21 protein-coding genes are annotated in these 25,458 nt (G+C 69.8%); 5 read left to right on the forward strand and 16 right to left on the reverse strand.

Annotation, left to right across the window (positions count from 1 at the left end):
* Window positions 1–123 precede the first annotated feature (123 nt).
* Window positions 124–1,182, forward strand: coding sequence for a lipid A deacylase LpxR family protein (locus AC06E6_RS09100; protein ID WP_478061040.1), 1,059 nt, complete (start codon window positions 124–126; stop codon window positions 1,180–1,182).
* 63 nt (window positions 1,183–1,245) lie between these two features.
* Here AC06E6_RS09100 and AC06E6_RS09105 read toward each other — a convergent pair whose 3' ends face one another.
* The 8 genes from AC06E6_RS09105 to AC06E6_RS09140 form a co-directional block, all read right to left on the reverse strand.
* Window positions 1,246–2,445: a D-alanyl-D-alanine carboxypeptidase family protein gene (locus tag AC06E6_RS09105; protein WP_104938031.1), complete on the reverse strand. Its 1,200-nt coding sequence runs from the start codon at window positions 2,443–2,445 to the stop codon at window positions 1,246–1,248.
* A gap of 119 nt (window positions 2,446–2,564) precedes the next feature.
* Window positions 2,565–3,779, reverse strand: coding sequence for a septal ring lytic transglycosylase RlpA family protein (locus AC06E6_RS09110; protein ID WP_313228806.1), 1,215 nt, complete (start codon window positions 3,777–3,779; stop codon window positions 2,565–2,567).
* Window positions 3,776–4,912, reverse strand: a complete 1,137-nt coding sequence (mltB, locus tag AC06E6_RS09115) for a lytic murein transglycosylase B (RefSeq protein WP_313228803.1) — start codon at window positions 4,910–4,912, stop codon at window positions 3,776–3,778. The genes AC06E6_RS09110 and mltB overlap by 4 nt, the downstream gene beginning before the upstream one ends.
* 549 nt (window positions 4,913–5,461) lie before the next feature.
* Window positions 5,462–6,592: a rod shape-determining protein RodA gene (gene rodA, locus AC06E6_RS09120; RefSeq protein WP_104938028.1), complete on the reverse strand. Its 1,131-nt coding sequence runs from the start codon at window positions 6,590–6,592 to the stop codon at window positions 5,462–5,464.
* A complete protein-coding gene (gene mrdA, locus AC06E6_RS09125) occupies window positions 6,589–8,601 on the reverse strand; it encodes a penicillin-binding protein 2 (protein ID WP_478061044.1) in 2,013 nt (670 codons plus the stop codon). Before mrdA ends, rodA begins: the two co-directional genes overlap by 4 nt.
* A 3-nt stretch (window positions 8,602–8,604) precedes the next feature.
* The gene (gene mreD, locus AC06E6_RS09130; RefSeq protein WP_161615648.1) at window positions 8,605–9,090 is read right to left on the reverse strand and encodes a rod shape-determining protein MreD; all 486 of its coding nucleotides are present in this window, start codon (window positions 9,088–9,090) and stop codon (window positions 8,605–8,607) included.
* Window positions 9,087–10,193 carry a rod shape-determining protein MreC gene (mreC, locus tag AC06E6_RS09135; RefSeq protein WP_478061046.1) on the reverse strand — a complete coding sequence of 369 codons (1,107 nt, stop codon included), beginning with the start codon at window positions 10,191–10,193 and terminating at the stop codon, window positions 9,087–9,089. Before mreC ends, mreD begins: the two co-directional genes overlap by 4 nt.
* A 126-nt stretch (window positions 10,194–10,319) precedes the next feature.
* Window positions 10,320–11,366: a rod shape-determining protein gene (locus AC06E6_RS09140; protein WP_054662886.1), complete on the reverse strand. Its 1,047-nt coding sequence runs from the start codon at window positions 11,364–11,366 to the stop codon at window positions 10,320–10,322.
* A 275-nt stretch (window positions 11,367–11,641) separates the two neighbouring features.
* On the opposite strand from AC06E6_RS09140, the gene AC06E6_RS09145 reads away from it, so the two are divergent.
* A complete protein-coding gene (locus tag AC06E6_RS09145) occupies window positions 11,642–12,574 on the forward strand; it encodes a carbohydrate kinase family protein (protein ID WP_478061048.1) in 933 nt (310 codons plus the stop codon).
* Window positions 12,575–13,166: 592 nt separating this feature from the next.
* Here AC06E6_RS09145 and AC06E6_RS09150 read toward each other — a convergent pair.
* From AC06E6_RS09150 to ubiE, 5 genes are all read right to left on the reverse strand, one after another.
* Entirely contained in the window at window positions 13,167–13,406 is a 240-nt protein-coding gene (locus tag AC06E6_RS09150; protein ID WP_313249313.1) for a hypothetical protein, read from the reverse strand.
* Window positions 13,406–13,864 carry a hypothetical protein gene (locus AC06E6_RS09155; RefSeq protein WP_478061050.1) on the reverse strand — a complete coding sequence of 153 codons (459 nt, stop codon included), beginning with the start codon at window positions 13,862–13,864 and terminating at the stop codon, window positions 13,406–13,408. The genes AC06E6_RS09150 and AC06E6_RS09155 overlap by 1 nt, the downstream gene beginning before the upstream one ends.
* A gap of 68 nt (window positions 13,865–13,932) precedes the next feature.
* Complete coding sequence (locus AC06E6_RS09160) at window positions 13,933–14,673, reverse strand: hypothetical protein (RefSeq protein ID WP_478061051.1); 741 nt, start codon at window positions 14,671–14,673, stop codon at window positions 13,933–13,935.
* Between the two features lie 164 nt (window positions 14,674–14,837).
* Window positions 14,838–16,772, reverse strand: a complete 1,935-nt coding sequence (locus tag AC06E6_RS09165; RefSeq protein WP_478061052.1) for a M1 family metallopeptidase — start codon at window positions 16,770–16,772, stop codon at window positions 14,838–14,840.
* 114 nt (window positions 16,773–16,886) lie between these two features.
* Window positions 16,887–17,651, reverse strand: a complete 765-nt coding sequence (gene ubiE / locus AC06E6_RS09170; RefSeq protein WP_054662867.1) for a bifunctional demethylmenaquinone methyltransferase/2-methoxy-6-polyprenyl-1,4-benzoquinol methylase UbiE — start codon at window positions 17,649–17,651, stop codon at window positions 16,887–16,889.
* A gap of 92 nt (window positions 17,652–17,743) precedes the next feature.
* Here ubiE and AC06E6_RS09175 point away from each other — a divergent pair, with 92 nt between their 5' ends.
* Both AC06E6_RS09175 and AC06E6_RS09180 read left to right on the forward strand, forming a co-directional pair.
* On the forward strand, window positions 17,744–18,196 hold the full coding sequence (locus AC06E6_RS09175; protein WP_240213311.1) for a nucleoside deaminase: 453 nt from the start codon (window positions 17,744–17,746) through the stop codon (window positions 18,194–18,196).
* A 181-nt stretch (window positions 18,197–18,377) separates the two neighbouring features.
* On the forward strand, window positions 18,378–18,629 hold the full coding sequence (locus tag AC06E6_RS09180) for a hypothetical protein (RefSeq protein ID WP_161615312.1): 252 nt from the start codon (window positions 18,378–18,380) through the stop codon (window positions 18,627–18,629).
* Window positions 18,630–18,708: 79 nt separating this feature from the next.
* On the opposite strand, the gene smeE is transcribed toward AC06E6_RS09180, so the two are convergent.
* Together smeE and AC06E6_RS09190 are read right to left on the reverse strand one after the other, a co-directional pair.
* The gene (gene smeE, locus AC06E6_RS09185) at window positions 18,709–21,855 is read right to left on the reverse strand and encodes a multidrug efflux RND transporter permease subunit SmeE (RefSeq protein ID WP_313249321.1); all 3,147 of its coding nucleotides are present in this window, start codon (window positions 21,853–21,855) and stop codon (window positions 18,709–18,711) included.
* Window positions 21,856–21,867: 12 nt separating this feature from the next.
* The gene (locus tag AC06E6_RS09190) at window positions 21,868–23,040 is read right to left on the reverse strand and encodes an efflux RND transporter periplasmic adaptor subunit (protein ID WP_161615308.1); all 1,173 of its coding nucleotides are present in this window, start codon (window positions 23,038–23,040) and stop codon (window positions 21,868–21,870) included.
* Between the two features lie 214 nt (window positions 23,041–23,254).
* On the opposite strand from AC06E6_RS09190, the gene AC06E6_RS09195 reads away from it, so the two are divergent.
* Window positions 23,255–23,926 carry a TetR family transcriptional regulator gene (locus tag AC06E6_RS09195; RefSeq protein WP_161615307.1) on the forward strand — a complete coding sequence of 224 codons (672 nt, stop codon included), beginning with the start codon at window positions 23,255–23,257 and terminating at the stop codon, window positions 23,924–23,926.
* A 72-nt stretch (window positions 23,927–23,998) separates the two neighbouring features.
* On the opposite strand, the gene hslU is transcribed toward AC06E6_RS09195, so the two are convergent.
* The gene (gene hslU / locus AC06E6_RS09200) at window positions 23,999–25,372 is read right to left on the reverse strand and encodes an ATP-dependent protease ATPase subunit HslU (protein ID WP_202626506.1); all 1,374 of its coding nucleotides are present in this window, start codon (window positions 25,370–25,372) and stop codon (window positions 23,999–24,001) included.
* Window positions 25,373–25,458: the final 86 nt, after the last annotated feature.

Below are 25,458 nucleotides of genomic sequence, written 5' to 3' on the forward strand. Positions count from 1 at the left end.
GCACCGGTCACGGTTCGCGGCGCCCGCCGGCGGCGCTGCAACGATGTGATCCGCGATCGCCACTGCGCCCACCCGGCCCGCGCCGTTAAGCTGCGCGCACTTCAACGACCCGGATCCGAGCGCATGCACACCCGCCTCCGGCTGTCCCTGGCGCTGTCCCTGGCGCTGGCCGGCAGCCCCGTCAGCGCCGCGCCCCCGCCGCCCGATACCTGCAGCGGCAGCGCGCTGCACGACCACCCGCCCGCGGTCAATTTCCGCGTGGACAACGACCTGTTCGGTGGTGCCCACCAGGACCAGGGCTATACCAACGGGGCCATGCTGACCCTGGTCTCGCCGAACCTGGCCGACTACACCGACGACTCCTGCCTGCCGGCGCCGGCACGCTGGATCAACCGCCACCTGGAGCGGTTGCAGCCGGGCGGGTTCGAGCAGCAGAACATGATCTTCAGTGTCGGCCAGGGGCTGTTCACGCCGACCGACAGCAGCCGCGCCGACCTGATCGCCGACGACCGCCCCTATGCCGGCGTGCTGCTGGTCAACTTCGGCTACAACGCCCGCAACGGCGACCGCCTGCGCACCACCCAGCTCGCGCTGGGCATGGTCGGCCCGTCCGCACAGGGCAGGCAGGTGCAGGATGCCGTGCACGGCGTGCTCGGCGACGAGAAATTCAGGGGCTGGAAGAACCAACTGCACGACGAGCCGGTGCTGCGCCTGCTGCATGAACGGATGCGGCGCTGGCCGGCGAACAACGCCGCCGGCTGGGGCTGGGACGCGATCAGCCACTGGGGCGGCGCCCTCGGCAACCTGGCGACCTACGGCAACGGCGGCGGCGAAGTCCGCTTCGGCTGGCAGCTGCCGGACGATTTCGGCAGCTCGCCGCTGCGTCCGGCGGGCGAGAACACCGCGCCGACGCGCGGCGGCAGGGCGGCCGGCTGGTCCGGGCACCTGTTCGCGACCGCCGATGCGCGCTGGGTGCTGCGCGACATCACCCTGGACGGCAACACCTTCCGCGACAGCCACCGCGTGGACAAGCGCGCACTGGTCGGCGAGATCGGCTACGGCGTGGCGTTGATGCGCGGCAAGTGGAAGTTCGCGCTGGCCCGCTACCACCGCAGCCGCGAATTCGAGGGGCAGAAGCAGCGGCCGGTGTTCGGCAGCTTCACCATCAGCCGCACGCTGTGATCGCCACGGCCGGCGCCGGCCCATCAAAAAAGCCGGCTTGCGCCGGCTTTTTCGTGGACAGGGTCAGGACTTCCACCACATCATGAAGGCGTCCCACAGGCGCTTGAAGAAGCCGCCCTCTTCCACCGCCTGCACCGCCACCAGCGGCGATTCGGCGACGACCTTGCCGTCCAGCGTCACCTTCACCGTGCCGATCTGCTGGCCGGCGGCGATCGGTGCGACGAGCTGCTTGGGCACGTCCATGCTCGGCTTGAGGTCGGCGTAGCGGCCGCGCGGCACGCTGACCAGCAGCGGCTGCGCCACGCCCAGCTGCACCTCGTCGGCGGCGCCCTTCCACACGTGCTGGGTGGTCACGGCCTTGCCGGTCTCGTACAGGCGGTGGGTCTCGAAGAAGCGGAAGCCCCAGTTCAGCAGCGCCAGGCTGTCATCGGCACGCTGCTTCTCCGACGCGCCGCCCATCAGCACCGCGATCAGCCGCTGGTCGCCGCGCTGGGCCGAACTCAGCAGGCAGTAGCCGGCCGCCGAGGTATGCCCGGTCTTGATGCCGTCCACGCTCGGGTCGCGCCACAGCAGCAGGTTGCGGTTGGGCTGGGTGATGTTGCCTACGGTGAATTCCTTGATCTTGTTGTAGGCGTAGGTTTCCGGGTAATCGCGCACGAAGGCACGGCCCAGCAGCGCCAGGTCGTAGGCGCTGGACTGGTGGCCGTCGGCGGTCAGGCCGTGGGCGTTGACGAAGTGCGAGTCCTTCATGCCGATCTTGGCGGCATAGTTGTTCATCAGCGCGGCGAAGGCTTCCTGGCTGCCGGCCGCATGCTCGGCCAGGGCGATGGCGGCATCGTTGCCCGACTGGATCGCCATGCCCTTTTCCATGTCCTCCAGGCGCGCGGTCTGGTTGACCGGGAACCCGCTGTAGCTGCCATCGGTACCGGCGCCGCCCTCGCGCCAGGCGCGCTCGCTCATCATCACCTGGTCGTCGGGCTTGATCTTGCCGTTGCGGGTCTCGGCGGCCAGCACGTAGGAGGTCATCACCTTGGTGATGCTGGCCGGCGGCAGCGGCATGTGGATGTTCTCGCCGGCCAGCACCTGCCCGGAGGCGTAGTCCATCAGCACCCACGCGGTGGAGGTGGACGGCGCCGGCGCGGGCGGGATCGCCACCTGGGCGGGGGCGGCGGCCGGCGCCGGGGCCGGGGTGGGCGTCTGGGCGGAGGCCAGGCCGATGGCGAACGTCGTGGCCATGGCGGCGGCGGCAAAGCGGAATTTCATCGGAAAGCGGTTCCTGTCGGGACAAGGAATGGAAAACAGGCGGTCATTGTAGGGCGTGGTGGCGGCATCGCACCGGCATCAGCGCCCGATCAGCGTGGCTTCCATGCCGTGTATCGCAGTCAGTCGCGGACGATCTGTGGCCTGCCGAAGCCCAGACCGGTGATGCGGCCGGCAAGTTCCGCCGCCTTGGCCACGTCGTCGGCCGGCACGCGCAGGCGCCACAGGGTGCGTCCGCCACTGACCACGTCGCTGAGCGTGGCGCCGGCGATGCCGGCCGCACTCAACTGCCCCAGCGCGCGGGCGGCGTTGTCGCGGCTGGAAAAACTGGCGACCTGCAGCAGGATCGCGCCCAGCGCGCGTGCCGCGGCATCGGGCGCGGGCGTGGCCGCCACCGGTGCGGCGCCAACCGGCGCCGCCGATGACGATGGGCCGGGGGCCGCCGGCAACGCCTGCACGGCCACCGCCTGCAGCGCCGGACCGGCGGCGTGGACTTCGGCCGGCCGCGGCGTTGCCGGTGCCGGCGCGGCGGCCGGCAGCGCCTGGACCAGCTGGTCCATGCGGCTGGGCGACGGCGGCGCGGCGGCGGTGCTGCCGGCCGTCGCCGCGGCGCGCGCGCGCGCCGGGCGGCGCGTCTCGCGCGAGGCCAGCAGGTTGTCGCTGCCGGGCGTCAGCCCGCGTACTTCCACCCGGCCGGTGCCACGCTGGGTGATGCCCAGCCGCACCGCGGCGGCATAACTGAGGTCGATCACGCGGCCATCATGGAACGGGCCGCGGTCGTTGACCCGCACGATCACCGACTCGCCGTTGTCCAGGTTGGTGACGCGGGCGAAGCTGGGCAGCGGCAACGTCTTGTGCGCGGCGGTGAACTGGTACATGTCGTAGACCTCGCGGTTGGAGGTCAGGCGCCCGTGGAACTTGGCGCCGTAGTAGGAAGCCGTGCCCTGCTCGACGTAATCGTCGACCCGCTCCATCACCCGGTATTCCTTGCCGAGCACCACGTACGGCGAGCGGTTGCCGATGGCCGAGCGCGGCTCGTCGCTGACCACCGGTTCCGGGATGCAGGCCACGTCGGGCACGTAATCGGGGGTGCTGTCCTTGACGCCCGGGCGGTACAGGCCGCCGGCACTGTAGTGGCCGCGCGTGCCGGGATCCTCCTGTGCCTTGGCGTAGGGCGAACCCTCGGGGCAATGCGCGGGGCGCCCGCCGCGGCCCTGCACCACGCTGCCGTGCGTGGCGCCATGGCCGCTACCGGCGGACTTGGACTTCGGTGGCGCGCTGCTGCAGGCAGCCAGCCCGAGGACGATCAACGCAGGGACCAGCCACTTGCTGTTCATGCCGGCGGCAACTCCTGTCCGGCGATGGCCTGCGACAACTGGAACACGGCCATCGCGTACATCTTGGAAAGGTTGTAACGGGTGATCGCGTAGTAGTTCTGGAAGCCCAGCCAGTACTGCTTGCCGTCGCTGCCTTCCAGGGTGATCGGGGTGGCGGTGGCCCCGGCCGCGCGTACCGGCACCCGCGGGTGGTAGCCGCGGGCGGCCAGGGCGTCGAGGCCCAGGGTCGGCGTCCAGTCGACGGGGTTGAGTTCCTCGCGGCCGGCGTCGAGCGTGGCCGGCACCGCGACCGTGCCGCCGCGCACCCAGCCGCCCTTCTTCACGAAGTAGTTGGCGATGGAGGCGAACACGTCGTCGTAGCTGGTGAACAGGTCGCGGCGGCCATCGCCGTCGCCATCCACGGCATAGTCCAGGTAACTGGACGGCATGAACTGGCCCATGCCCATCGCGCCGGCGTAACTGCCCTTGAGCGCGGCGATGTCCAGCTTCTCCTGCGCGGCCAGTTCGAACAGCTTGGCCAGTTCGTCGCGGAAGAACAGTTCACGGCGCACTTCGCGCTCGAGCTTCTCCGGGTCGCCGCTGCGCGGGTACTTGAACGCCAGCGTGTACAGCGCATCGAGCACGCGGTGGTTGCCGGTGTTGGCGCCGTAACTGGTCTCCACGCCAATGATCGCCACGATCACCTCGGCCGGCACGCCGCTGCGCGCCTGCACGCGCTGCAGGGCATCGCGGTGCGTGGCCAGGAACCTGCGGCCGCCGTCGATGCGCGCCTGGCTGATGAACATCGGCCGGTACTCGTTCCACGGCTTGACCCGTTCGGCCGGGCGCGCCATGGCGGCGATGATCGGTTCGCGGATCTGCGCCTGCGCCAGCACCGATTCGATGTAGGCCGGGTCCAGCCGGTAGCGCGCGGCGGTATCGCGTACGAAGTTGGCGCGCGCGGTCTCGAACGGCACCGGGGTCAGGTCCACCGGCGGCAGGTCGGACCTGCGCTCGGGGACGGCTTCGGCCGGCGTACCGCCGGTGCCTATCGGTTTGCCCGCCGCGAGCGGAGCGGGAGCAGGCGCCTGGGGCTGGGTCGCGCAGGCGACCATGCCCAGGGTGAGACAGCAGACCAGAACACGTCGAATCATCAGCCGAGATTAACAGGTCATTGATGAATTTCCATCAATAACACCATGAATCGCAAAGGGATTGGAAGTGCCCGGGACGGGCGGCCCGGGAGCCGGTGGCGGCCCATGCCGCCACCCGGCAACTGAATGCGCTGCCAGCGGAAAGTACCGGCGCGGCGCCCTGCCCGCTCCCCTCCGCACCCGGCGCGGAGGGCGGCCCGCTGTATGCACCGGCCTGTCCGCACCTGCCGCGACCGAGCGCACGTTTCCTGCCGGCCACGTGCGTGCCCGAACGCGCCGCACCACGCCAGCGGACGCCAGAAAAAATCTGGGCACCGGCTGCACCCCCCATCCCAGTGGGTGCAGCCGGTGCCCGGACCGGATCGCGACACGTGCCGGGCGTCTCCCCACGCCCGGCCGGCGGATCCCGGCCTTGCCGTCCCGCGGATTCGCAGGCCGGCCGCCACGGCGCGACGCGTCCGGTGGCGGGGAGCATTGTGACGCTTTTGTTAATTCCGGTGTTTGATCGTGATCAACCCCGGCCGGACCGGCGTCGCAGTTTCCGCCGGCTCAGCCGTGGCCGCCGTGCACCGGGTTGTAGCTGCGCGCGGCCATCACCAGGCCGAACCCGGCCAGCAGCGACACCGCGGCGGTACCGCCGTAACTGATCAGCGGCATCGGCACGCCCACCACCGGCAGCAGGCCCGAAATCATGCCGCCGTTGACCAGCGCATAGACGAAGAACGACAGGCCGGTGGCGCCGGCGACCAGCCGCGAGAAGCCATCGCGCGACTGCGCCGCGATCCACAGGCAGCGGCCGATGATGAAGATGTACAGCGCGATCACGATCGCCACGCCCAGCCAGCCGAATTCCTCGCTCAGCACCGAGAACGCGAAGTCGGTGGTCTGCTCGGGAATGAAGTTCAGGTGCGACTGCGACCCCAGCCCCCAGCCCTTGCCGGTCAATCCGCCCGAGCCGATGGCGATCTTGGACTGGATGATGTTCCAGCCAGCGCCCAGCGGATCGTTGTCCGGATCACGGAAAGTGAGGATGCGATCCTGCTGGTAGGGACGCAGGAACGAGAACCACGAGATCGGCGCGAACAGCACTACCGCCAGCGCGCTGCCGCCGACGGTGCCGGCGGTGATGAACCACCACCACGGCATGCCCGACAGGTACAGGACGAAGACGCCGCTGGCGGCGATCAGCATGGCGGTACCCAGGTCCGGCTGCAGCATCACCAGCGCGGTGGGCACGCCGATGATCAGGCCGGCGACCAGCACCACCGGTATCCGCGGCGGCAACGGCATCCGGTGCAGGTACCACGCCACCATCATCGGCATGCTCACCTTGAGCAGCTCGGCCGGCTGCAGGTAGAACAGCTTCAGGTCCAGCCACTGGCGCCCATACTTGCCGGTGCCCAGCACGAACACCGCCAGCAACGGCAGCATCGACAGCGCGTAGATCATCGGCGTCCAGGCGCGGATGCGCAGCACCGGCACCCGCGCGATCGCCCACATCGCCACCAGGCCCACCGCGAAGCGCGCGCCCTGGGCCATCACCAGGCCGCTGCCGCCGGCGCTGTCCAGCACCGCCAGGCCCATGCCCATCAGCGCGCACAGCGCCAGCAGCAGCGGCCAGTCGAGGCCACGGGTAAGGCGCTGCGCCATTTCCAGCAGCCAGCGCAGGAAGTCCCTCATCGCCGTTCCTCCTGTACCGGTTCCGGCGACGATGCCGGTGACGGCGCCGGTACCGGTGTCGGGGACGGCTCGCCCGCCGGCACTACCGCGGGAGCGGAGGCGGAGGTGGCGGAACCGGTATTGGCCGCCCCTTCGACCACGCCGCTGGCATCGACGGCCTGCTGCACGTCCGGCATCACCCCGAGCAGCCACGCATCGAACACCTTGCGCGCGATCGGCGCCGCCGCCGCGCCGCCATAGCCGCCGCCCTCGACCGCGACCGCGATGGCGATGCGCGGGTCCTCGGCCGGGGCGAAGCCGATGAACAACGCGCGGTGGCGCAGGTGCATCGGCAGGCTCTTCGGGTTCACCGCGGCGGTGCCCCTGCGGCTGACCACCTGCGCGGTACCGGTCTTGCCGGCCATCAGGTACGGCGCGCCGGCCGCCACCCGCCAGCCGCTGCCGCCCGGCTGCATGGTGCCCATCATGCCTTCGCGCACGGCCTGCAGGTTGCCGGGATTGGGGCTGATCGGCCGCGGTGCGGGTTGCGGCAGCGGCGTCCAGTCATGGTCGAAGCCGACCTTCTGTTCGACCACCAGGTGCGGCCGGCGCAACTGCCCGGAGGCCAGCCCGCCGACGCCGCGCACCAGCTGCAGCGGGGTCACTTTCCACAGGCCCTGGCCGATGCTGGCGTTGACCATGTCGCCGGGATACCAGCGCTCGTTGCGCAGCCGCGCCTTGGCCGCCGGCGACGGCAGGATGCCGCCGATCTCGCCGGCCAGGTCGATGCCGGTGGGCTGGCCGAAGCCGTAGTGGCCGCCCATGTACTGGTCATAGCGCTCCACGCCCATGTCCACGCCGAGCTGGTAGTAGTAGGTGTTCACCGACTGCGAGATCGACTTGCGCAGGTCGGTCCAGCCGTGGCCGCCGCGATTGGCGTCGCCCCAGCCGCGGCTCACGCCCGGCAGGTAGAACATGCCGCGCGAGAGGATCTTGTCCTCGGGCCGGCGCAGGCCGCTGTCGAGCCCGGCCAGGCCCAGGAACGGCTTGACCGTGGAGCCCGGCGCCACGCCGCCCAGCACCAGGCGGTTGAACTGCGGCCGCGAGGGGTTTTCGTTGAGGCGCTTGAAGTCGGCGTGGGAAATGCCGTTGACGAACAGGTTGGGGTCGTACGAAGGCAGGCTGACCATGGCCAGGATCTCGCCGGTGCGCGGGTCGATCGCCACCGCCGACCCTTCCTGCTCGCCGAACGCGGTCACCATCGCCTGCTGCAGGTCGACGTCGATCGACAGCCGCAGGTCGGCGCCGGACTGCGCCGGTACCCGGCCGAGCGTGCGGATCGCCCGGCCCTGCACGTTGGTCTCCACCCGCTCGTAGCCGATCCTGCCGCGCAGCCGGTCCTCGTAATAGCGCTCCAGCCCGGACTTGCCGATATGGGTCAGCGCCGCATTGCCCTCGCCCAGCTCCTGCAGGTCCTTGTCGTCGACCCGGCCGACATAGCCGATGACATGCGCCAGCAGGTCGCCATAGGGATAGCGGCGGGTCAGGTACGGCTCCAGCTCCACCCCCGGGTAGCGCCAGCGGTCGACCGCGAAGCGCGCCATTTCCTCTTCGCTGACGCGCAGCTTCAGCGTCACCGGCATGAAGCTGCGCCGCGCCTTGCGCGACTGGTTGAAGCGCTCGATGTCCTCGTCGCTCAACGAAAAGATCGCGCGCAGCCCGGCCAGCGTGGCGGCCATGTCCTGGACCTTGTTCGGGGTCACGTCCAGGCGGAACGCCGGCACGTTCTCGGCCAGCAGGCGGCCCTTGCGGTCGTAGATCAAGCCGCGCCCCGGCACTACCGGCCGCGCCTTGATGCGGTTGGCTTCCGAACGAGTGGCGTAGACGTCGTGGTCCAGCACCTGCAGCTTGAAGTACCAGCCGGCCAGCACGCCCAGCCCCAGCAGCACGCCGAGGAAGCCAACCGCCGCACGGCGCCGGAACTGCTCGACCTCGGCCTGCGGGTTCTTGTGCTGGCGCCGCCCGTACATGGCTCAGGGCCCGCGCTTGCCCAGCCGCGCGGCGTCCAGCAGCACGTAGATCGGCAGCCACAGCAGCATGCCCGGCAGCGGCGCCCACCAGTAGCTCCACGGCAGCAGCGGCTCGGCGGTGAACAGGTGCACGGCGGCGCTGATGATGCGGTCGTTGAGCAGCAGCCCGCCGATCGCCAGCGCCTGCTGCGACAGCGGGAAGAAGCGGATGCGCGCGCGGAAGCGCTGCAGGATGAAGGCGAACACCACCAGCCGCAGCGCCTGCTCGCCGAGGATCCCGCCATACAGCAGGTCGGCCAGCAGGCCGATGATGAAGGCAAAGCCCAGCCCGACCCGCTCCGGGGTCTCGATCACCCAGTAGCCCAGCACCAGCGCCAGCCAGTACGGGCGGATGGGCTGCAGCAGTTCCGGCAACGGCACCAGCCCCAGCAGCAGGGCCAGCGCGATGCTGGCGGGCAGTACCCAGCCGCGGTTGCGCAGGCGGCTCATGGCCGGGTCTCCTGTGGAAGCGTGGGCGCGGGGCCGGAGGTCGCGGGGCGGGGCGAAGGCGGGTTGGCGGCGGGCGGGGCGTTTTCCGGCGCCGGCGCCGGCGGGGTCGGGCGCGGCGCATCGGCCGCGCCGCCCTGCGTTGCCGCGGCCGCGGGACGCGGGCCAGCCCCCCCGGATGTCCCGTTGTCCGGCGCCGGACGCGGGCCGGGCACCGTGTCGCCGCCGCCCGGCGGCTCCAGGCCGCTGGTCACCGGCATGCGCGGGATCTGCGGCACCGAGCGCAGCAGCAGCACGTCGCGGCCGCGGTCCAGCTTGGCCGCCGGCTCCAGCGCGCCAACCAGGAAGGCATGGGTATCGTCCGGCCGCAGTTCCACGATCCTGCCCACCGGGAAACCGGCCGGGAAACGCCCGCCCAGCCCGGAGGTGACGATCTCGTCGCCCACCTCGACCCCGGCGCTGAGCGGGATGTCACGCAGTTCGAGGCGGTCGCCGCGGCCATAGGCGATCAGGCGCACGCCGTTGCGCGCGACCGTCACCGGCACCGCGTGGTCGGGGTCGGTCAGCAGCAGCACGGTCGAATGCAGCGGGGTCACCGCGATCACCTGCCCCATCAGGCCACCGGCATCGATCACCGCCTGGCCGATGTGCACGCCTTCGCGGCTGCCGGCATCCAGCACCAGGCGCTGCTTCACCGGGTCCAGGTCGATGTCCAGGATCGGCGCCAGTTGCACGTCCAGCCCGGCGCGCTCGGCCACGTTCAGCAGCTCGCGCAACTGGGCGTTGTCCAGCGCCGCGGTCTGCAGCCGGGTCAGGCGCGCGTTGGCCAGCAGCAGCTGGTTGCGCAGTTCGCGGTTCTCGGCGACCAGCTGGTTGTGGCTGGCGGCGTTGTCGCGCACCGAGGCGCCCAGGCGCCCGGGCAGGCCGGCCAGCGCCCACACCGGCTGCACCGCCACCGCGGCCTGGGTGCGCAGGCGCGACAGCCAGCCGCCCTGGTCGTCCAGCACGATCAGGGTGATCGCCAGGGCCAGATAGGCCAGTAACCGCAGGGTGCTGCTGGCGTCGCCCTGTCGGGAGGCTACGGGGGGACCGGCATAGGGCGGCACGACGGACTTCAGCTGGAAAAATACGGGAGAAGGATGCGACGACGCCCCGGCGGTGCGATGCCCGGCGCCTGCGCGCCATGGGCACCGCGCCGCAGAGGCGCGGGCGCGGTAGCGGGCCGGTGCGGCTTATTCCGGCGCAAAGAACTCGTTGCCGTGCATGTCGACCAGCTCCAGCGCGCGGCCACCGCCACGCGCCACGCAGGTCAGCGGGTCGTCGGCCACCTGCACGTGCAGGCCGGTTTCCTCGGAGATCAGCCGGTCCAGGTCGCGCAGCAGGGCGCCACCGCCGGTGAGCACGATGCCGCGCTCGGCGACGTCGGCGCACAGTTCCGGCGGGGTCTGCTCCAGCGCCAGCTTGACCGCCGAGACGATCCCGGACAGCGGTTCGTGCAGGGCCTCGAGCACCTCGTTGGAGCTGATCTTGATCATCTTCGGCACGCCCTCGGCAAGGTTGCGGCCGGAGATTTCCATCTCCTGCACCTCGGCCTGCGGGTAGGCGCAGCCCAGTTCCACCTTGATGCGCTCGGCGGTGGCTTCGCCGATCAGCATGCCGTGGTTGCGGCGCACGTAGTTGGTGATCGACTCGTCGAAGCGGTCGCCGCCGATGCGGACCGAGGCCGAATAGACGATGCCGTTGAGCGAGATCACCGCCACCTCGGTGGTGCCGCCACCGATGTCGATGACCATCGAGCCGCGCGCCTCGGTGACCGGCATGCCGGCGCCGATGGCTGCCGCCATCGGCTCCTCGATCAGGTACACGTCGCGCGCGCCGGCCTCCTCGGCCGATTCCTTGATGGCGCGGCGCTCGACCTGGGTCGAGCCGGCCGGCACGCACACCAGCACGCGCGGGCTCGGGCGCAGCACGCGCGACTTGTGCACCTTCTTGATGAAGTGCTTGAGCATCGCCTCGGTGTAGGTGAAGTCGGCGATGACACCGTCCTTCATCGGGCGGATGGTGGTGATGTGCCCCGGGGTACGGCCGAGCATCTGCTTGGCCTCGGCGCCGACGGCGGCCACCGAGCGGGTACCGCCGATGGCGCGGTCCTGGCGCACGGCCACGACCGACGGCTCGTTCAGCACGATCCCCTGCCCGCGCACGTAGATGAGGGTGTTGGCCGTGCCCAGGTCGATGGACAGGTCATTGGAGAACATGCCGCGGAGCTTCTTGAACATCTGGGGAGTGATCCTGAGGGCGCGCGCCCACGCCGGATGGCGAAAAAATGGGCAGAAAACGAGGTTGGCTAGCCTATCAACCCACCCCGGCACGGGCAAGGAAAATCCATGCCCGCAGCGGGTTTGGAGGCACTCGCCGGGGTTCGCCGGCGACACGTGCTTCTGGTCGCGCGCCGCCGCAGCCGGTACCCTTATGCACTTTGGCGCGCGCCCGCGCCACCCCGCCTGCGCCCGCACGGCGGCGGTTCCCCTTTACCCGTATAGGCCCGTTCGCGATGTCCGCTCTGATCTGTGGTTCCCTTGCCTTCGACACCATCATGGTGTTCCCGGACCAGTTCAAGAACCACATCCTGCCGGACAAGGTGCACATCCTGAACGTGTCCTTCCTGGTGCCGCGCATGCGCCGCGAGTTCGGCGGCTGCGCCGGCAACATCGCCTACAACCTGCACCTGCTCGGCGGCAACCCGATCCCGATGGGCACCGTGGGCTCGGACTTCGGCCCGTACCGCGAGCATTTCGACGCGCTGGGCATCGACCTGAGCCGGGTGCGGGTGATCGAGGAGCTGTTCACTCCGCAGGCGTTCATCACCACCGACCACGACAACAACCAGATCACCGCCTTCCACCCGGGCGCGATGATGCGCTCCTACGAGAACCACGTGAAGGACGTGCAGGGCGTGACCCTGGGCCTGGTCGGCCCCGACGGCCGCGAAGGCATGATCCAGAACGCCATCGAATTCAAGGAGATGGGCGTGCCGTTCATCTTCGACCCGGGCCAGGCCATGCCGCTGTTCAACGGCCCGGAACTGCGCACCTTCATCGAGCAGGCCGACTACGTGGTGGTCAACGACTACGAGTCCAACCTGCTGCAGGAGCGCACCGGCTGGAACGAGAAGGAGATCGTCGGCCGGGTCAAGGCCTACATCACCACCCGCGGCCCCAAGGGCGCGGTGATCCACACCCCGGACAGGAGCTACGACATCCCGCCGGCGCACGAGCGCCGCGTGGTCGACCCGACCGGCTGCGGCGACGCCTTCCGCGCCGGCCTGATCTTCGGCATCCAGAAGGGCTACGACTGGCTGACCATCGGCCGCATGGGCAACCTGATGGGCGCGCTGAAGGTGGAGCACCCCGGCACCCAGAACCAGCGCTTCGACTTCGACGAGTTCAACGAGCAGTTCAAGCAGCAGTTCGGCTACGCACTCTGACCCGGCCGCCAGGCCGCCTGCGGAAACGGCGCCGGAAGGCGCCGTTTTTCGTGGTAGGTGCCGGGCTTGCCCGGCACGCAGCCATTGCCCGCAAAGCCCCCGTGCGGGGCAAGCCCCGCACCTACGGACTACCTCCGGGCCCGCGTTCTGACCGCGAGGCCGGGACACACCTGCGGAAAGGGCGCCGCCATTCGTGTAGGTGCCGGGCTTGCCCGGCACGGGGCCCTTACCCGCAAAGCCATCATGCGGGGCAAGCCCCGCATCTACGGATCACCTCCGGGCCCGCGTTCTGACCGCGAGGCCGGGGCACACCTGCGGAAAGGGCGCCGCTCTTCGCGTAGGTGCCGGGCTTGCCCGGCACGGGGCCGTTACCCGCAAAGCCCCCGTGCGGGGCAAGCCCCGCAGCTACGGATCACCTCCGGGCCCGCGTTCTGACCGCGAGGCCGGGACACACCTGCGGAAAGGGCGCCGCCATTCGTGTAGGTGCCGGGCTTGCCCGGCACGGGGCCATTACCCGCAAAGTCCCCGTGCGGGGCAAGCCCCGCACCTACGGATCACCTCCGGGCCCGCGTTCTGGCCGCGCGGCCAGGACTCATGCGCGCGGTTCGTAGCGGGCGGCCTCATGCTCCAGCCAGGCCGGCAGGTCACGCCTGCGCACGCCGTCGCGCCTGGCCCGCTGCAGGCAATCGAGCATGTAGCAACGCTTGCCGGCGTCGTCGCCGGCCAGCGACAGCGCCAGGTCACGGTCCATCCAGCGCCGGAACAGCAGGTACAACGCCACGTGCAGGGCAATGGCCAGCAGGCTGACCACGAGCACGATCGCCAGATCCATCACCGCACCTCCGTCGTTGCCGGCAACACCCCCGCCCCACGCACCTGCGCCAGCTCCTGTTCCAGGGTGAGCTCCCGAGGCCCGCGCCGCAGGTGGCCCGCACGCAGTACGCCGCCGCCGGCCAGGTACAGCAGGTAGGCCTCCCCGGAACGTAGCGCGACGTTACGGAACTCCGCCGACGGCAGGCAGCCGATGGCGTCGAACCGGTTCGCCGGCGCCACCTGCAGCGCCGCATCCCCTGCCCCCTTGATCCACTGGCGTACATGCACCCGGGCATCGCCCGGAGTGAGCGCCACGACGTCGGCGATTACGATGGCGTCGGCCTCGGCGGCCAGCGCGGCGGCCAACGCCTGTTGCTGTCGCAGGTCCCCGGCCACGAGCCGGCGCTGCATGTCGGCGGGCAGGCTGCCGCAGGCGAACGCCGGCGCCTGCGGCAGCCACAGCAGCGCGATCAGCACGCATGGCCAGTACGCGCGCGGCGCGCCACGGCGTCGCGGCATGCAGCCGGCATCCCTGCGCATGCCGCTCAATCCCAGCCCGCGGGCATCTGGCTGCCATCCAGGCCACCGGTCTCGAAGACCGCGGTGCGGGTGCCGCCGGCCTTCACCGGGAATTCGATGCGCACCGCCGTGGCCTTGCGCGCCAGCCGCCACAGGCCACGGTTGTCGGTGATGAACATGGCGATCGCCTCGTCGGTATCCGGGCGGTACGCGGCCATCCGCCGTGGCGCCTGGTCGTCCACCGTCACCGTGACCTGGCAGCTGCCGTAGCAGGCCTTGGCGAAGTCGCCGCTCTGCAGCACCAGGTAGGCGTGGCGCTTCCATTCGGGATGGTCGCGGAACACCAGCTGCACCACCTTCGGGCCGCTGCCGTCGACATCGACCCGCTCCTTGCCCTGGATCAGCGCCGAGCGCTGCACGCCCTTGCTGCCCACCGATACCTGGTTGTAGCTCCACAGGCCCTGCATGCGACGCAGCTCGCGCGCGGCCTCGGCCTTTTCCTTCACTTCGGCGAAGCCGGGTTCGATGCGGCGGGCGGCGTCCGAGTCGGGGAACTGGTCGAGCAGCGCGGCGCCATGGACGCGCGCCTTCTCCCATTCGGTGGCGGTCACCGCCGCGTCGTAGAGCCTGGCGATGCCGTCGGCATCAGCCTCGCGCCGGGCACGCTCCTGGGCGGCGGCGGCGGCCTGCTGCTGGCGCTCCGCTTCCGGGTTGCTGCAGGCGGCCAGGGCGACGACGCACAGGGCGCCAAGGGTCAGGGGTTTCATCGAGCGACTCCGCGTGGACAGGCGCGGCAATGCCGCGCGGTGGCGCCCACTTTAAACATCCGCTGCCGCGAACCCCAGCCCTGCCGCTGCGGTGCCCGCCCTGGCCCAGACAGAAACGGCGGGCCCGGGGGCCCGCCGTTGTCGGTGCTGCCGCTATGCGCCGGTTACGGCTTGGGCGCGGCCTCGGCCTTGGCGATCATGTCGGCCACCGAGGCGGTGGTGATCGGGTGATAGCCCGGCTTGGCCCTGGCGAATACCTCCTTGGCGAAGGCCAGGCCTTCGGGGGTCTTCAGCAGCTCGGCGTAGATCGGCAGGATCAGCTTGCGGCGGCCGACCTTCTGGATGAACTCGCCGGCGGCCGGCTGGGCCTGGGTATAACCGCTGCGGATGGCCAGCGGATACCAGCGCATGGCGATCTCGCCGTTCGGGGTGCCGGTGAAGTGGTAGCCCTTGTCCAGCTGCTCGAGCTTGGCCACCGGCACGGTCTTGCCCAGGCCGTCGATGAAGCGCACCCACTCCTGGGTGGTCCACTGGCTGGTCACCTGGTTGCTCGGCAGCTGCTCGCTGCCCAGCCAGGCGATGCGCGCGGTATCGACCACGGCGAAGCCGCGCGAGCGCGCCTTCGGTGCGAACGACGGGATGCCCGGTTCTTCCAGCCACGCGTGCAGTTCGGCGTCGCTCACCGCGGTCGGGTTCTTCGGCAGCAGGTTCTTCTTCAGATACTCGACGAACTGGTCGGTGTTGGCGCTCTGGAAGGCATGGTCATCGAACCAGCCGCGCAGGAACGGATCGAACACCTCGCGGCCGAAGCGCTGCTCCAGGAACTGCAGGAACCATGCGCCCTTGACGTAGGCCACCTGGCTCAGCGCGTCGTCCGGGTCGCGCTCGGTCAGCGGCGGCAGCGCCAGCGCCTGGTCGGCCGGGCTCATGTCCTTCACTTCGTTGAGCAGGTCGGTCTGGTCGATCTCGCGCTCCATCTCGGCCGCCTCCTGGCCGTACAGCGCTTCGGTGATGCGCGCCTGCACGTAGGTGGTGAAGCCTTCGTTGAGCCAGATGTCCTTCCAGCTGGCGTTGGTCACCAGGTTGCCCGACCAGCTGTGCGCCAGCTCATGGGCGACCAGCGAGACCAGCGACTTGTCGCCGACGATCACGGTCGGGGTGGCGAAGGTCAGGCGCGGGTTCTCCATGCCGCCGAACGGGAACGACGGCGGCAGCACCAGCATGTCGTAGCGGCCCCAGCGGTATTCGCCGTACAGCTTCTCGGCGGCACCGATCATCTTCTCGGTGTCCTCGAACTCCTTGGCCGCCTTGTTGACCATGGCCGGCTCGGCCCACACGCCCGAGCGCAGCGAGATCGGCTCGAACACCAGGTCGCCGGCGGCGATGGCCAGCAGGTAGGACGGGATCGGCTGCGGCATCTTGAAGGTGTAGTCGCCGTCACGGGCCGCCTTCGGGTCGTTGTCGGCGCTCATCAGCACCATCACGTCCGGGCGGCTGGCCACGTGCGCGCTGTAGGTGAAGCGCACGCTCGGGGTGTCCTGCAGCGGCACCCACGAACGCGCGTGGATGGCCTGCGACTGGCTGAACATGAAGGGCAGCTTCTTGCCCTCGGTCATCGACGGCTCCAGCCACTGCAGGCCCGAGGCGGTCGGCGCGGTGTGGTAGGTGATGCGCACGCTGGCCGGCTGCTCCGGAGCCTGGATGGTCAGCTTGCTGCCGAACACCTTGTCCGCCGGCGCCAGCTCGAACTGCAGCGGCGTGGCGGCGCCGTCGGCGGCCAGCGCCTCGACCTTGGCGATGCTCAGTTCGCGGGTGTCCAGCACCAGCTGCCTGGCGGCCTTGTCCTTCCACTCCAGCGCATAGGTGGCGGTGCCGCCGATCTGCTTCTGCTCGAAATCGACCTTCAGGTCCAGCGCCAGGTCCTTGATGACCACCTTGTCCGGCTCGGCGTAGGAGCTTTCATCGTGACTGCGGCTGACGGTGTTCACGGCGGCGGCGGGCTTCTCGGCGACGGGGGCGGCGACGGGGGCGGCGGGGTCCTTGGCGCAGCCGGCGGCGAGCGCGACGGCCAGGGGCAGCATCAGGAAGGGTGAACGCATGGGATTCCTAGGGAGCTGAGGAGTGAGTGAAGAGGAGTGAGATGTGAGAGAAGGCAGAAGCAGGAGCGCGGGCAAATCCGCTGTCTCTTGCTGCTCACTCCTCTTCACTCACTCCTAGATCTTGTAGCCGGAGTGGATGGCGACGATGCCGCCGCTGAGGTTCTTGTAATGGCAGCGCGCGAAGCCGGCCTCGGCCATCATCGCCTTGAGTTCTTCCTGCGGCGGATGCTTGCGGATGCTCTCGGCCAGGTACTGGTAGCTGTCGCCGTCGCCGCGCGCGAACAGCTTGCCCAGCCGCGGCAGCACCTTGAACGAGTGGAAGTCGTAGATCGGCTTGAACCAGTCGGCGGTGACTTCGGAGAACTCCAGCACGCGCGCCTGGCCGCCGACCTTGAGCACGCGGTACATCTCGCGCAGCGCGGCGTCCTTGTCGGTGACGTTGCGCAGGCCGAAGGAAATGGTCACCAGGTCGAAGCTCTGGTCCGGGAACGGCAGCGCCTCGGCGTTGAGCTGCACCCACTCGAAGCCGGACACGTGGCCGCGGTTGGTCAGGCGGTCGCGGCCCACCGACAGCATGCCGGCATTGATGTCGCCCAGCACCACGCTGCCCTCGGCGCCGAGCCGCTCCTTGAGCAGCACGGCGATGTCGCCGGTGCCGCCGGCCAGGTCGAGCACGCGGTCGCCCGGCTTCACCTGGGCGGTGGCCACGAAGTAGCGCTTCCACAACCGATGGATGCCCAGGCTCATCAGGTCGTTCATCAGGTCGTAGTTGTCGGCCACCGACGTGAACACTTGGCCGACAAGCTTCTGCTTGTCCTTGGCCGGCACGTCGCGGAAGCCGAAGTGGGTGGTGCCGCTCTTGTAGGGGGATTCGCTCATGCGGCCGATTATCGCACTCCCGCGGCGGCGGCGCGGCGGGCTCCGGGAAGGCGCCGTTATCATGGCCGGCCACCCGACGGATCCCTGCCCCGATGATCGCCACCCCCGACTACCGCGCCCTGCTCGACACCGCCATCGCCGAGGCCCGCCAGGGCCTGGCCGAGGGCGGCATCCCGATCGGCGCGGCGCTGTACCACAACGACGGCCGCCTGCTCGGCTGCGGCCACAACCGCCGGGTGCAGGAGGGCGACCCCTCCATCCACGGCGAAACCGACGCCTTCCGCAAGGCCGGCCGCCAGCGCGGCTACCGCGACACCATCATGGTCACCACCCTGGCCCCGTGCTGGTACTGCTCCGGGCTGGTGCGCCAGTTCAACATCGGCACCGTGGTGGTCGGCGAATCGGTCACCTTCGCCGGCGGCATCGACTGGCTGCGCGAGAACGGGGTCAGGGTCATCGACCTGAACGATGCCGGCTGCATCGCGATGATGCGCGGCTTCATCGCCGACAACCCCGAGGTCTGGAACGAGGACATCGGCGAGTAAGGTGCCACGGCGCCCGCGCAGGACCGCGGCCGCGCCGCGCGCGGCTGCTCCGTTCGGCCGCCAGCGCGCCGGGTGTGACGCAGTCCACATCCAGGCAGTTCCGCCATCGCACTGCCACCCCGGCGTCATCGACACCGGCTATGCTCGATCATGCAGGGGGCACTGCCATCAAGGTGACGCGATGCATATTCCGCCCGTACACGGACGCCATCGGGAATCGCTGCGCCAGGCCGGCGAACGCCTGCGCGCCCACTATGCCCGCCATCGCCGCTCCGCCGCCTTCTGGGACGCCTACCAGCAGATCCAGAACGAGCTGGCCGCCGCCTTCCCCGAGCACCGCGCCGAACTGTGCAACCGCATGGCCGCCTTCGCCCAGCGCCTGGGGGCGGTGGAGGAGGCGCAGCTGGTGGATGCGGCGGTCCGCCCGGACTGACCGCCAGGGCACGTGACGACGCCGCCGGGGCATGCCCCGGCGGCGCCATGCCGGCGCGGCGACCAGCGCCGCGCAGCGGTCAGGCCTGCGGCGGTTCCCCGTTCGCGGCCAGGCGGCGCCGATTGAACAGGCGCTGCACCACCACGAAGAACAGCGGGATGAAGAACAGGCCAAGCACGGTGCCGGCGATCATGCCGCCCAGTACGCCGGTGCCGATGGCGCGCTGCGCGCCGGAACCGGCGCCCGAAGCGATGGCCAGCGGCAGCACGCCCAGGCCGAACGCCAGCGAGGTCATCACGATCGGGCGCAGGCGGTCGCGTACCGCATGCATCGTCGCCTCGATCACGCCCGCGCCCTTCTCCAGGTGCTCCTTGGCGAACTCGACGATCAGGATCGCGTTCTTCGAGGTCAGGCCCACCGTGGTCAGCATCGCCACCTGGAAATAGACGTCGCGCTCCATGCCGCGGAAGGTGTTGGCCAGCACCGCGCCGAGGATGCCCAGCGGCGCCACCAGCAGCACCGCCGTCGGCACGCTCCAGCTCTCGTACAGCGCGGCCAGGCACAAGAACACGATCAGCAGCGACAGGGTGTACAGCAGCGGCGTCTGCGCCCCGGCCTCGCGCTCCTGGTAGGACACCGCGGTCCACTCGATGCTGAAGCCCGGCGGCAGCTGGCTGGCCAGCTTCTCCACTTCGGCCATGGCGTCGCCCGAGGCCACGCCCGGCGCGGCCTCACCCTGGATTTCCAGCGCGGACACGCCGTTGTAGCGCTCCAGCCGCGGCGAACCGTAGTCCCAACGCTGGCTGGCGAAGGCCGAGAACGGCACCATCTGCCCGGCGCTGTTCTTCACCGTCCACAGGTTGAAGTCCTCCGGGTTCATGCGGAAGCCGTCGTCGGCCTGCATGTACACGCGCTTGACCCGGCCGCGGTCGATGAAATCGTCGACGTAGCTCGAGCCCCACGCGGTGGCCAGGGTACTGTTGATCGCATCCAGCGACAGCCCGTGGGCGCCGGCCTTGGCCACGTCGATGTCCAGCCGCAGCTGCGGGGTATCGTCCAGGCCGTTGGGGCGGACGTTGGCCAGCTTGCTGCTCCTGGCGGCCATGCCCAGCAGCTGGTTGCGCGCGTTGACCAGCGCCTCGTGGCCCTGCCCGGTGTTGTCCTTCAGGAAGAAGGTGTAGCCCGAGGCGGTACCCAGCTCCGGCATCGCCGGCGGCGGGAAGGCGAAGATGAAGGCGTCCTTGATCTGCCCCAGCGCGGCCATCGCCCGCCCGGTGACCGGGCCCACGCCCTGGTCGGCGGTACGCTCGTCCCAGTCCTTGAGCTTGACGAACGCCATGCCCGAGTTCTGGCCCATGCCGGAGAAGCTGAAGCCCTGCACCGAGAACACCGATTCCACCGCGTCCTTCTCGTTCTGCAGGAAGTGGTCCTCCAGCTTGTAGATCGACTCCAGCGTGCGCTCCTGGGTGGCGCCCACCGGCGCCTGCACCAGCGCCATCAGGATGCCCTGGTCCTCGTTGGGCAGGAACGAGCTGGGCAGGCGCATGAACAGCACCGCCATGGCCACCGCCAGCGCCGCGAACACCGCCATGAACCGCCACGGCCGCGCCAGGATCCCGCGCACGCCGCGCTGGTAGGTCGCGCTGGTGCGGTCGAAGCCATTGTTGAAGCCGTTGAAGAAGCGCCCGGCCAGGCCGCGGTGGGCGACATGGTGCTCGCCCTTCTTCAGCGGCTTGAGCATGGTCGCGCACAGCGCCGGGGTCAGCACGATCGCCACCAGCACCGACAGCGCCATCGCCGAGACGATGGTCGCCGAGAACTGGCGGTAGATCACGCCGGTGGAGCCGCTCATGAACGCCATCGGCACGAACACCGCCGACAGCACCAGGCCGATGCCGACCAGCGCGCCGGTGATCTGCCCCATCGACTTGCGCGTGGCCTCCAGCGGCGACAGCCCTTCCTCGGACATGATGCGCTCGACGTTCTCCACCACCACGATGGCGTCGTCCACCAGCAGGCCGATCGCCAGCACCATGGCGAACATGGTCAGCATGTTGATCGAGAAGCCCAGCGCGGCAAGGATGCCGAACGTGCCCAGCAGCACCACCGGCACCGCGATCGTCGGGATCAGCGTGGCGCGGAAGTTCTGCAGGAACAGGTACATGACCAGGAACACCAGCACGATCGCCTCGAGCAGCGTCTTGACCACGCCCTTGATCGACACCTTCACGAACGGCGTGGTGTCGTACGGGATCACCGCCTTGAGCCCGTGCGGGAAATTGGCCGCCAGCTCGTCCAGGGTCTTGCGCACGCCTTCGGCGGTGTCCAGCGCGTTGGCGCCGGTGGCCAGGGTGACGGCCAGGCCGGAGGCCGGCTTGCCGTTGTAGCGGGTCACGAAGTCGTAGGTTTCCGCGCCCAGTTCCACCCGCGCCACGTCGCCCAGCCGCAGCGTCGAGCCGTCGGCCTCGATGCGCAGCACGATGTCGCGGAACTGCTGCGGGGTCTGCAGCCGGTCCTGCGCGTTGATGGTGGCGTTGAGCTGCTGGCCCTTCACCGCCGGCGCGCCGCCCAGCTGGCCCACGGCCACCTGCGCGTTCTGCGCGCGTACCGCCGCGCTCACCTCGTCCACCGAGACTCGGTAGGTCTGCAGCTTGTTCGGGTCCAGCCAGATGCGCATGGCGTACTTGCCGCCGAACACCTCGATCGAGCCCACGCCCGGCACCCGGCTGAGCGGGTCCAGGACGTTGGAGCCGACGTAATCGGAGATGTCGTGCTCGTCCATGCTGCCGTCCTCGGACACGAAGCCGACGACGTTGAGGAAGCCCGAGCTGGACTTGGCGACGTTGATGCCCTGGCGCTGCACTTCCTGCGGCAGCAGCGGCATCGCCAGCTGCAGCTTGTTCTGCACCTGCACCTGGGCGATGTCCGGGTTGGTGCCGCTCTCGAAGGTCAGGGTGATGCTGGCCTGGCCGTTGGAAGAGCTGTTCGACGAGAAGTAGATCAGCCCGTCCAGGCCCTTCATGTTCTGCTCGATGATCTGCGTCACCGAGTCCTCGACCACCTTGGCCGACGCACCCGGGTAACTGGCCGAGATCGATACCGCCGGCGGCGCGACCTCCGGGTACATCGAGACCGGCAGCTTGAGCATCGCCAGCGCGCCGGCGAGCATGATGATGATGGCGATGACCCACGCGAAGATGGGCCGATCAATGAAGAAGCGAGCCATGGATGTCTCCGCTTACTGCTGGGCGGCCGGCGCGGCGGGCGCCGCGGGCTTGGCGGGCTCGGCACCCTTCTCGGTGGCCTGCACCGGCATGCCCGGGCCGATCTTCTGCAGGCCCTCGACGATGACCTTGTCGCCGGCCTTCAGGCCGTCCTCGACCAGCCACTTGTCGCCGATGGCACGGCTGACGGTGACCGCGCGCTGGGCGACCTTGCCCTCGCCATCGACCACCATCGCGCTCGCATTGCCCTTGGGGTCGCGGGTGATGCCCTGCATCGGCACCAGCAGCGCGTCCTGGCGCACGCCGCTGCCCAGCACCGCACGCACGAACATGCCCGGCATCAGCACCTGCTCGGGATTGTCCACCCGCACCCGCAGGCCATAGCTGCCGGTGCCGGGGTCGACACTGACCTCGGAGAACTCCAGCGTGCCCTTGTGCGCGTACGTGCTGCCGTCTTCCAGCACGATGTCCACCGGCAGCCCGGTCGCGCCCTGCAGGCGCCCGGCGGCCAGCTCGCGGCGCAGCTGCAGCAGCTCGGCCGAGGACTGGCTGACGTCGATGTAGATCGGGTCCAGCTGGTTGATGGTGGCCAGCGCTTCGGCCTGGCCGGCATTGACCAGCGCGCCCTGGGTGACGCTGGACTTGCCGATCTGGCCGCTGATCGGCGCGGTGATGCGGGCATAGCCCAGGGTGACGTTGGCCGCGTCCAGCGCGGCGCGGGCGGCACCGACGTCGGCCTCGGCCTGCTTCCAGGCCGCCTGCGCGTTCTCGTCGTCCTGCACGCTGATCACCCGGCTCTTGACCAGCTCGGTACTGCGCCGCGCGGCCAGCCGCGCGGCGTTGGCGCTGGCTTCGGCGCGCGCCAGCTGCGCCCGCGCGCTGTTGGCCTGGGCACGGTAGGCGGCGTCGTCGAGCTGGTACAGCGGCTGGCCCTGCTTGACCACGCTGCCCTCGGTGAACAGGCGCCGGGCGACGATGCCGCTGACCTGCGGCCGCACTTCGGCCACCTGGTAGCCGGTGGCACGGCCGACCAGTTCGCGGGTCAGGGTGACGGGCTCGGCCTTCAGGGTGACGACGGTGACCTGCCCGGGGCCACCACCCTGCTGCGGCGGCTGCCCGCCACAGGCGGCCAGTGCGCCGGCGACCAGCAGCGACAGGAGGACGGGGCGGAGAATCGATCGACTCATGGCGGGGAAACTCGGCAGTAAGGAAGGAGGCCATGCGACCGGGCCGGCCCGCCCTGGACGGCGGCCACCCGCGGCGGCGCACAGGAAGGGCCTGCGCACGTTACCGCGATCGAATGACGGCAAAAGAGCGCGGAAGAATACATACATGCATGTCTGTTTGTAAATTGGTAGAATTCAGACATGTTTCATGTCAGTTGTGTGCAACGGCACTGCGATGGCGCGTAAGAGCAAAGAGGACGCACAGGCGACCCGCGAGGGCATCCTCGACGCGGCGATCGCCTGTTTCCACGAACACGGGGTGGTGGGCACCACGCTGGCGATGATCGCCACCCGCGCCGGCTATACCCGCGGCGCGGTGTACTGGCATTTCCGGAACAAGACCGAAGTGCTGGAGGCGATGATCGAGCGCGACCGCATGCCGTTCGTGCAGCGCCTGCAGCGCACCTACGCACCGCAGCGGCAGACGCCGATCCTGGACCTGCGCGAGGTCATCCGCGTTTCGCTCGCCGAACTGGCCGGCGACCCGCGGCAACGCAGCCTGATGGAGATCCTGCTGCGCAGCGAGCAGTCCAGCGAAAGCCTGAGCATCCAGGCGATGCAGCGCCAGAACTCGCAGGAGGAGCTGGACATGGTCACCCGCACCCTGGAGCGCGCGCGCGAACTGGGGCAGCTGCGCCCCGGGGTCGACGCGGCCACCGCCAGCCGCATGCTGCACATCAGCCTGACCGGCGCGCTGTACAACGCCATGGCGCAGCCGGAAGAGTACGACCTGGAGCGCGACGGGCTGATGGTGATGGACGTGGTGCTGCAGGCCTACGTCCGCGAGGGGGTGTTCCAGCCGGGCGTGTTCCCGGCGCACGACGACAGCGCGGGCTGGGATACCTGACGCCCCGCCCTGGCGGCGCCCGGAACGACGACGGCGCCCACAGGGGGCGCCGTCGTCGCACAGGCGGTGGGGTTACAGGATGTAGCGGCTCAGGTCCGGGTCCTGCACCAGTTCGCCCAGGTGCCGGTCGACGTAAGCGGTGTCGATGGCCAGGGTTTCGCCGTCGCGGTCCGGCGCCTCGTAGCTGAGCGTGTCCAGCAGCCGTTCCAGCACCGTGTGCAGGCGGCGGGCGCCGATGTTCTCCTGCCGCTCGTTGACCTGGAATGCGATCTCGGCCAGGCGCTCGATGGCGTCGGCGGTGAAGCTCACCTTGACCCCCTCGGTGGCCAGCAGTGCTTCGTACTGCTTGGTCAGCGCCGCCTTCGGCTCGGTAAGGATGCGCACGAAGTCGTTCTTGCTGAGCGCGCCCAGCTCGACGCGGATCGGGAAGCGCCCCTGCAGCTCCGGGATCAGGTCGCTGGGCTTGGCCAGGTGGAACGCGCCGGAAGCGATGAACAGGATGTGGTCGGTCTTGACCGTGCCGTACTTGGTGGACACGTTGGAGCCTTCCACCAGCGGCAACAGGTCGCGCTGCACGCCTTCGCGCGAAACATCGCCCCCACCCACGTTGTCGCCACGCTTGGCGACCTTGTCGATCTCGTCGATGAACACGATGCCGTGCTGCTCGCACGCCTCGATCGCGGCCGTGCGGATGTCGTCCTCGTTGACCAGCTTGCCGGCCTCCTCTTCGACCAGCAGCGGGCGTGCGGCCTTGATCGTCAGCGTGCGCTTGTTCGACTTGGCGCCGCCCAGGTTGGCGAACATCGAACGCAGCTGCTGGCCCATTTCCTCCATGCCCGGCGGGGTCATGATGTCCATGCTCACGTTGGCGGACATCTCCAGCTCGATCTCGCGCTCGTCCAGCTCGCCGTTGCGCAGCATGCGCCGGAACTTGATACGGGTCTCGCTGTCGGCCGCCGACGGCTCGTTGCGCGCGGCCTCCGCATCGAAGCCGATGCCGACGCTGCGCCGCGGCAGCAGCGCGTCGAGGATGCGGTCCTCGGCCTTCTCCTCGGCCTGGGTGCGCACCCGCACCTTGGCCTGCTCGCGGTACAGCTTGACCGCGGTGTCGGCCAGGTCGCGGATGATCTGCTCCACGTCCTTGCCGACGTAGCCGACTTCGGTGAAGCGGGTCGCCTCGACCTTGACGAACGGCGCATTGGCCAGCGTCGCCAGGCGCCGCGCGATCTCGGTCTTGCCGACGCCGGTGGGGCCGATCATCAGGATGTTCTTGGGCATCACCTCGTTGCGCAGCTCGGCCGGCAGCTGCATGCGCCGCCAGCGGTTGCGCAGGGCAATGGCGACCGCGCGCTTGGCGTCGTGCTGGCCGACGATGTGCCGGTCCAGCTCCTGCACGATCTCGCGCGGGGTCATGGTGGCGGAGGAAACTTCGATCTTGTGGGTCATGGCTCTACCTGGAAAACGAGGGCGCCGGAGGGGGGGCGGGAGTCGCGGGCTGCAGGGGATGCCGGACGCAGTGGAAGCGGGATGCC

The organism is Stenotrophomonas sp. Steno-Z10-HUANG (genome assembly GCF_056393075.1).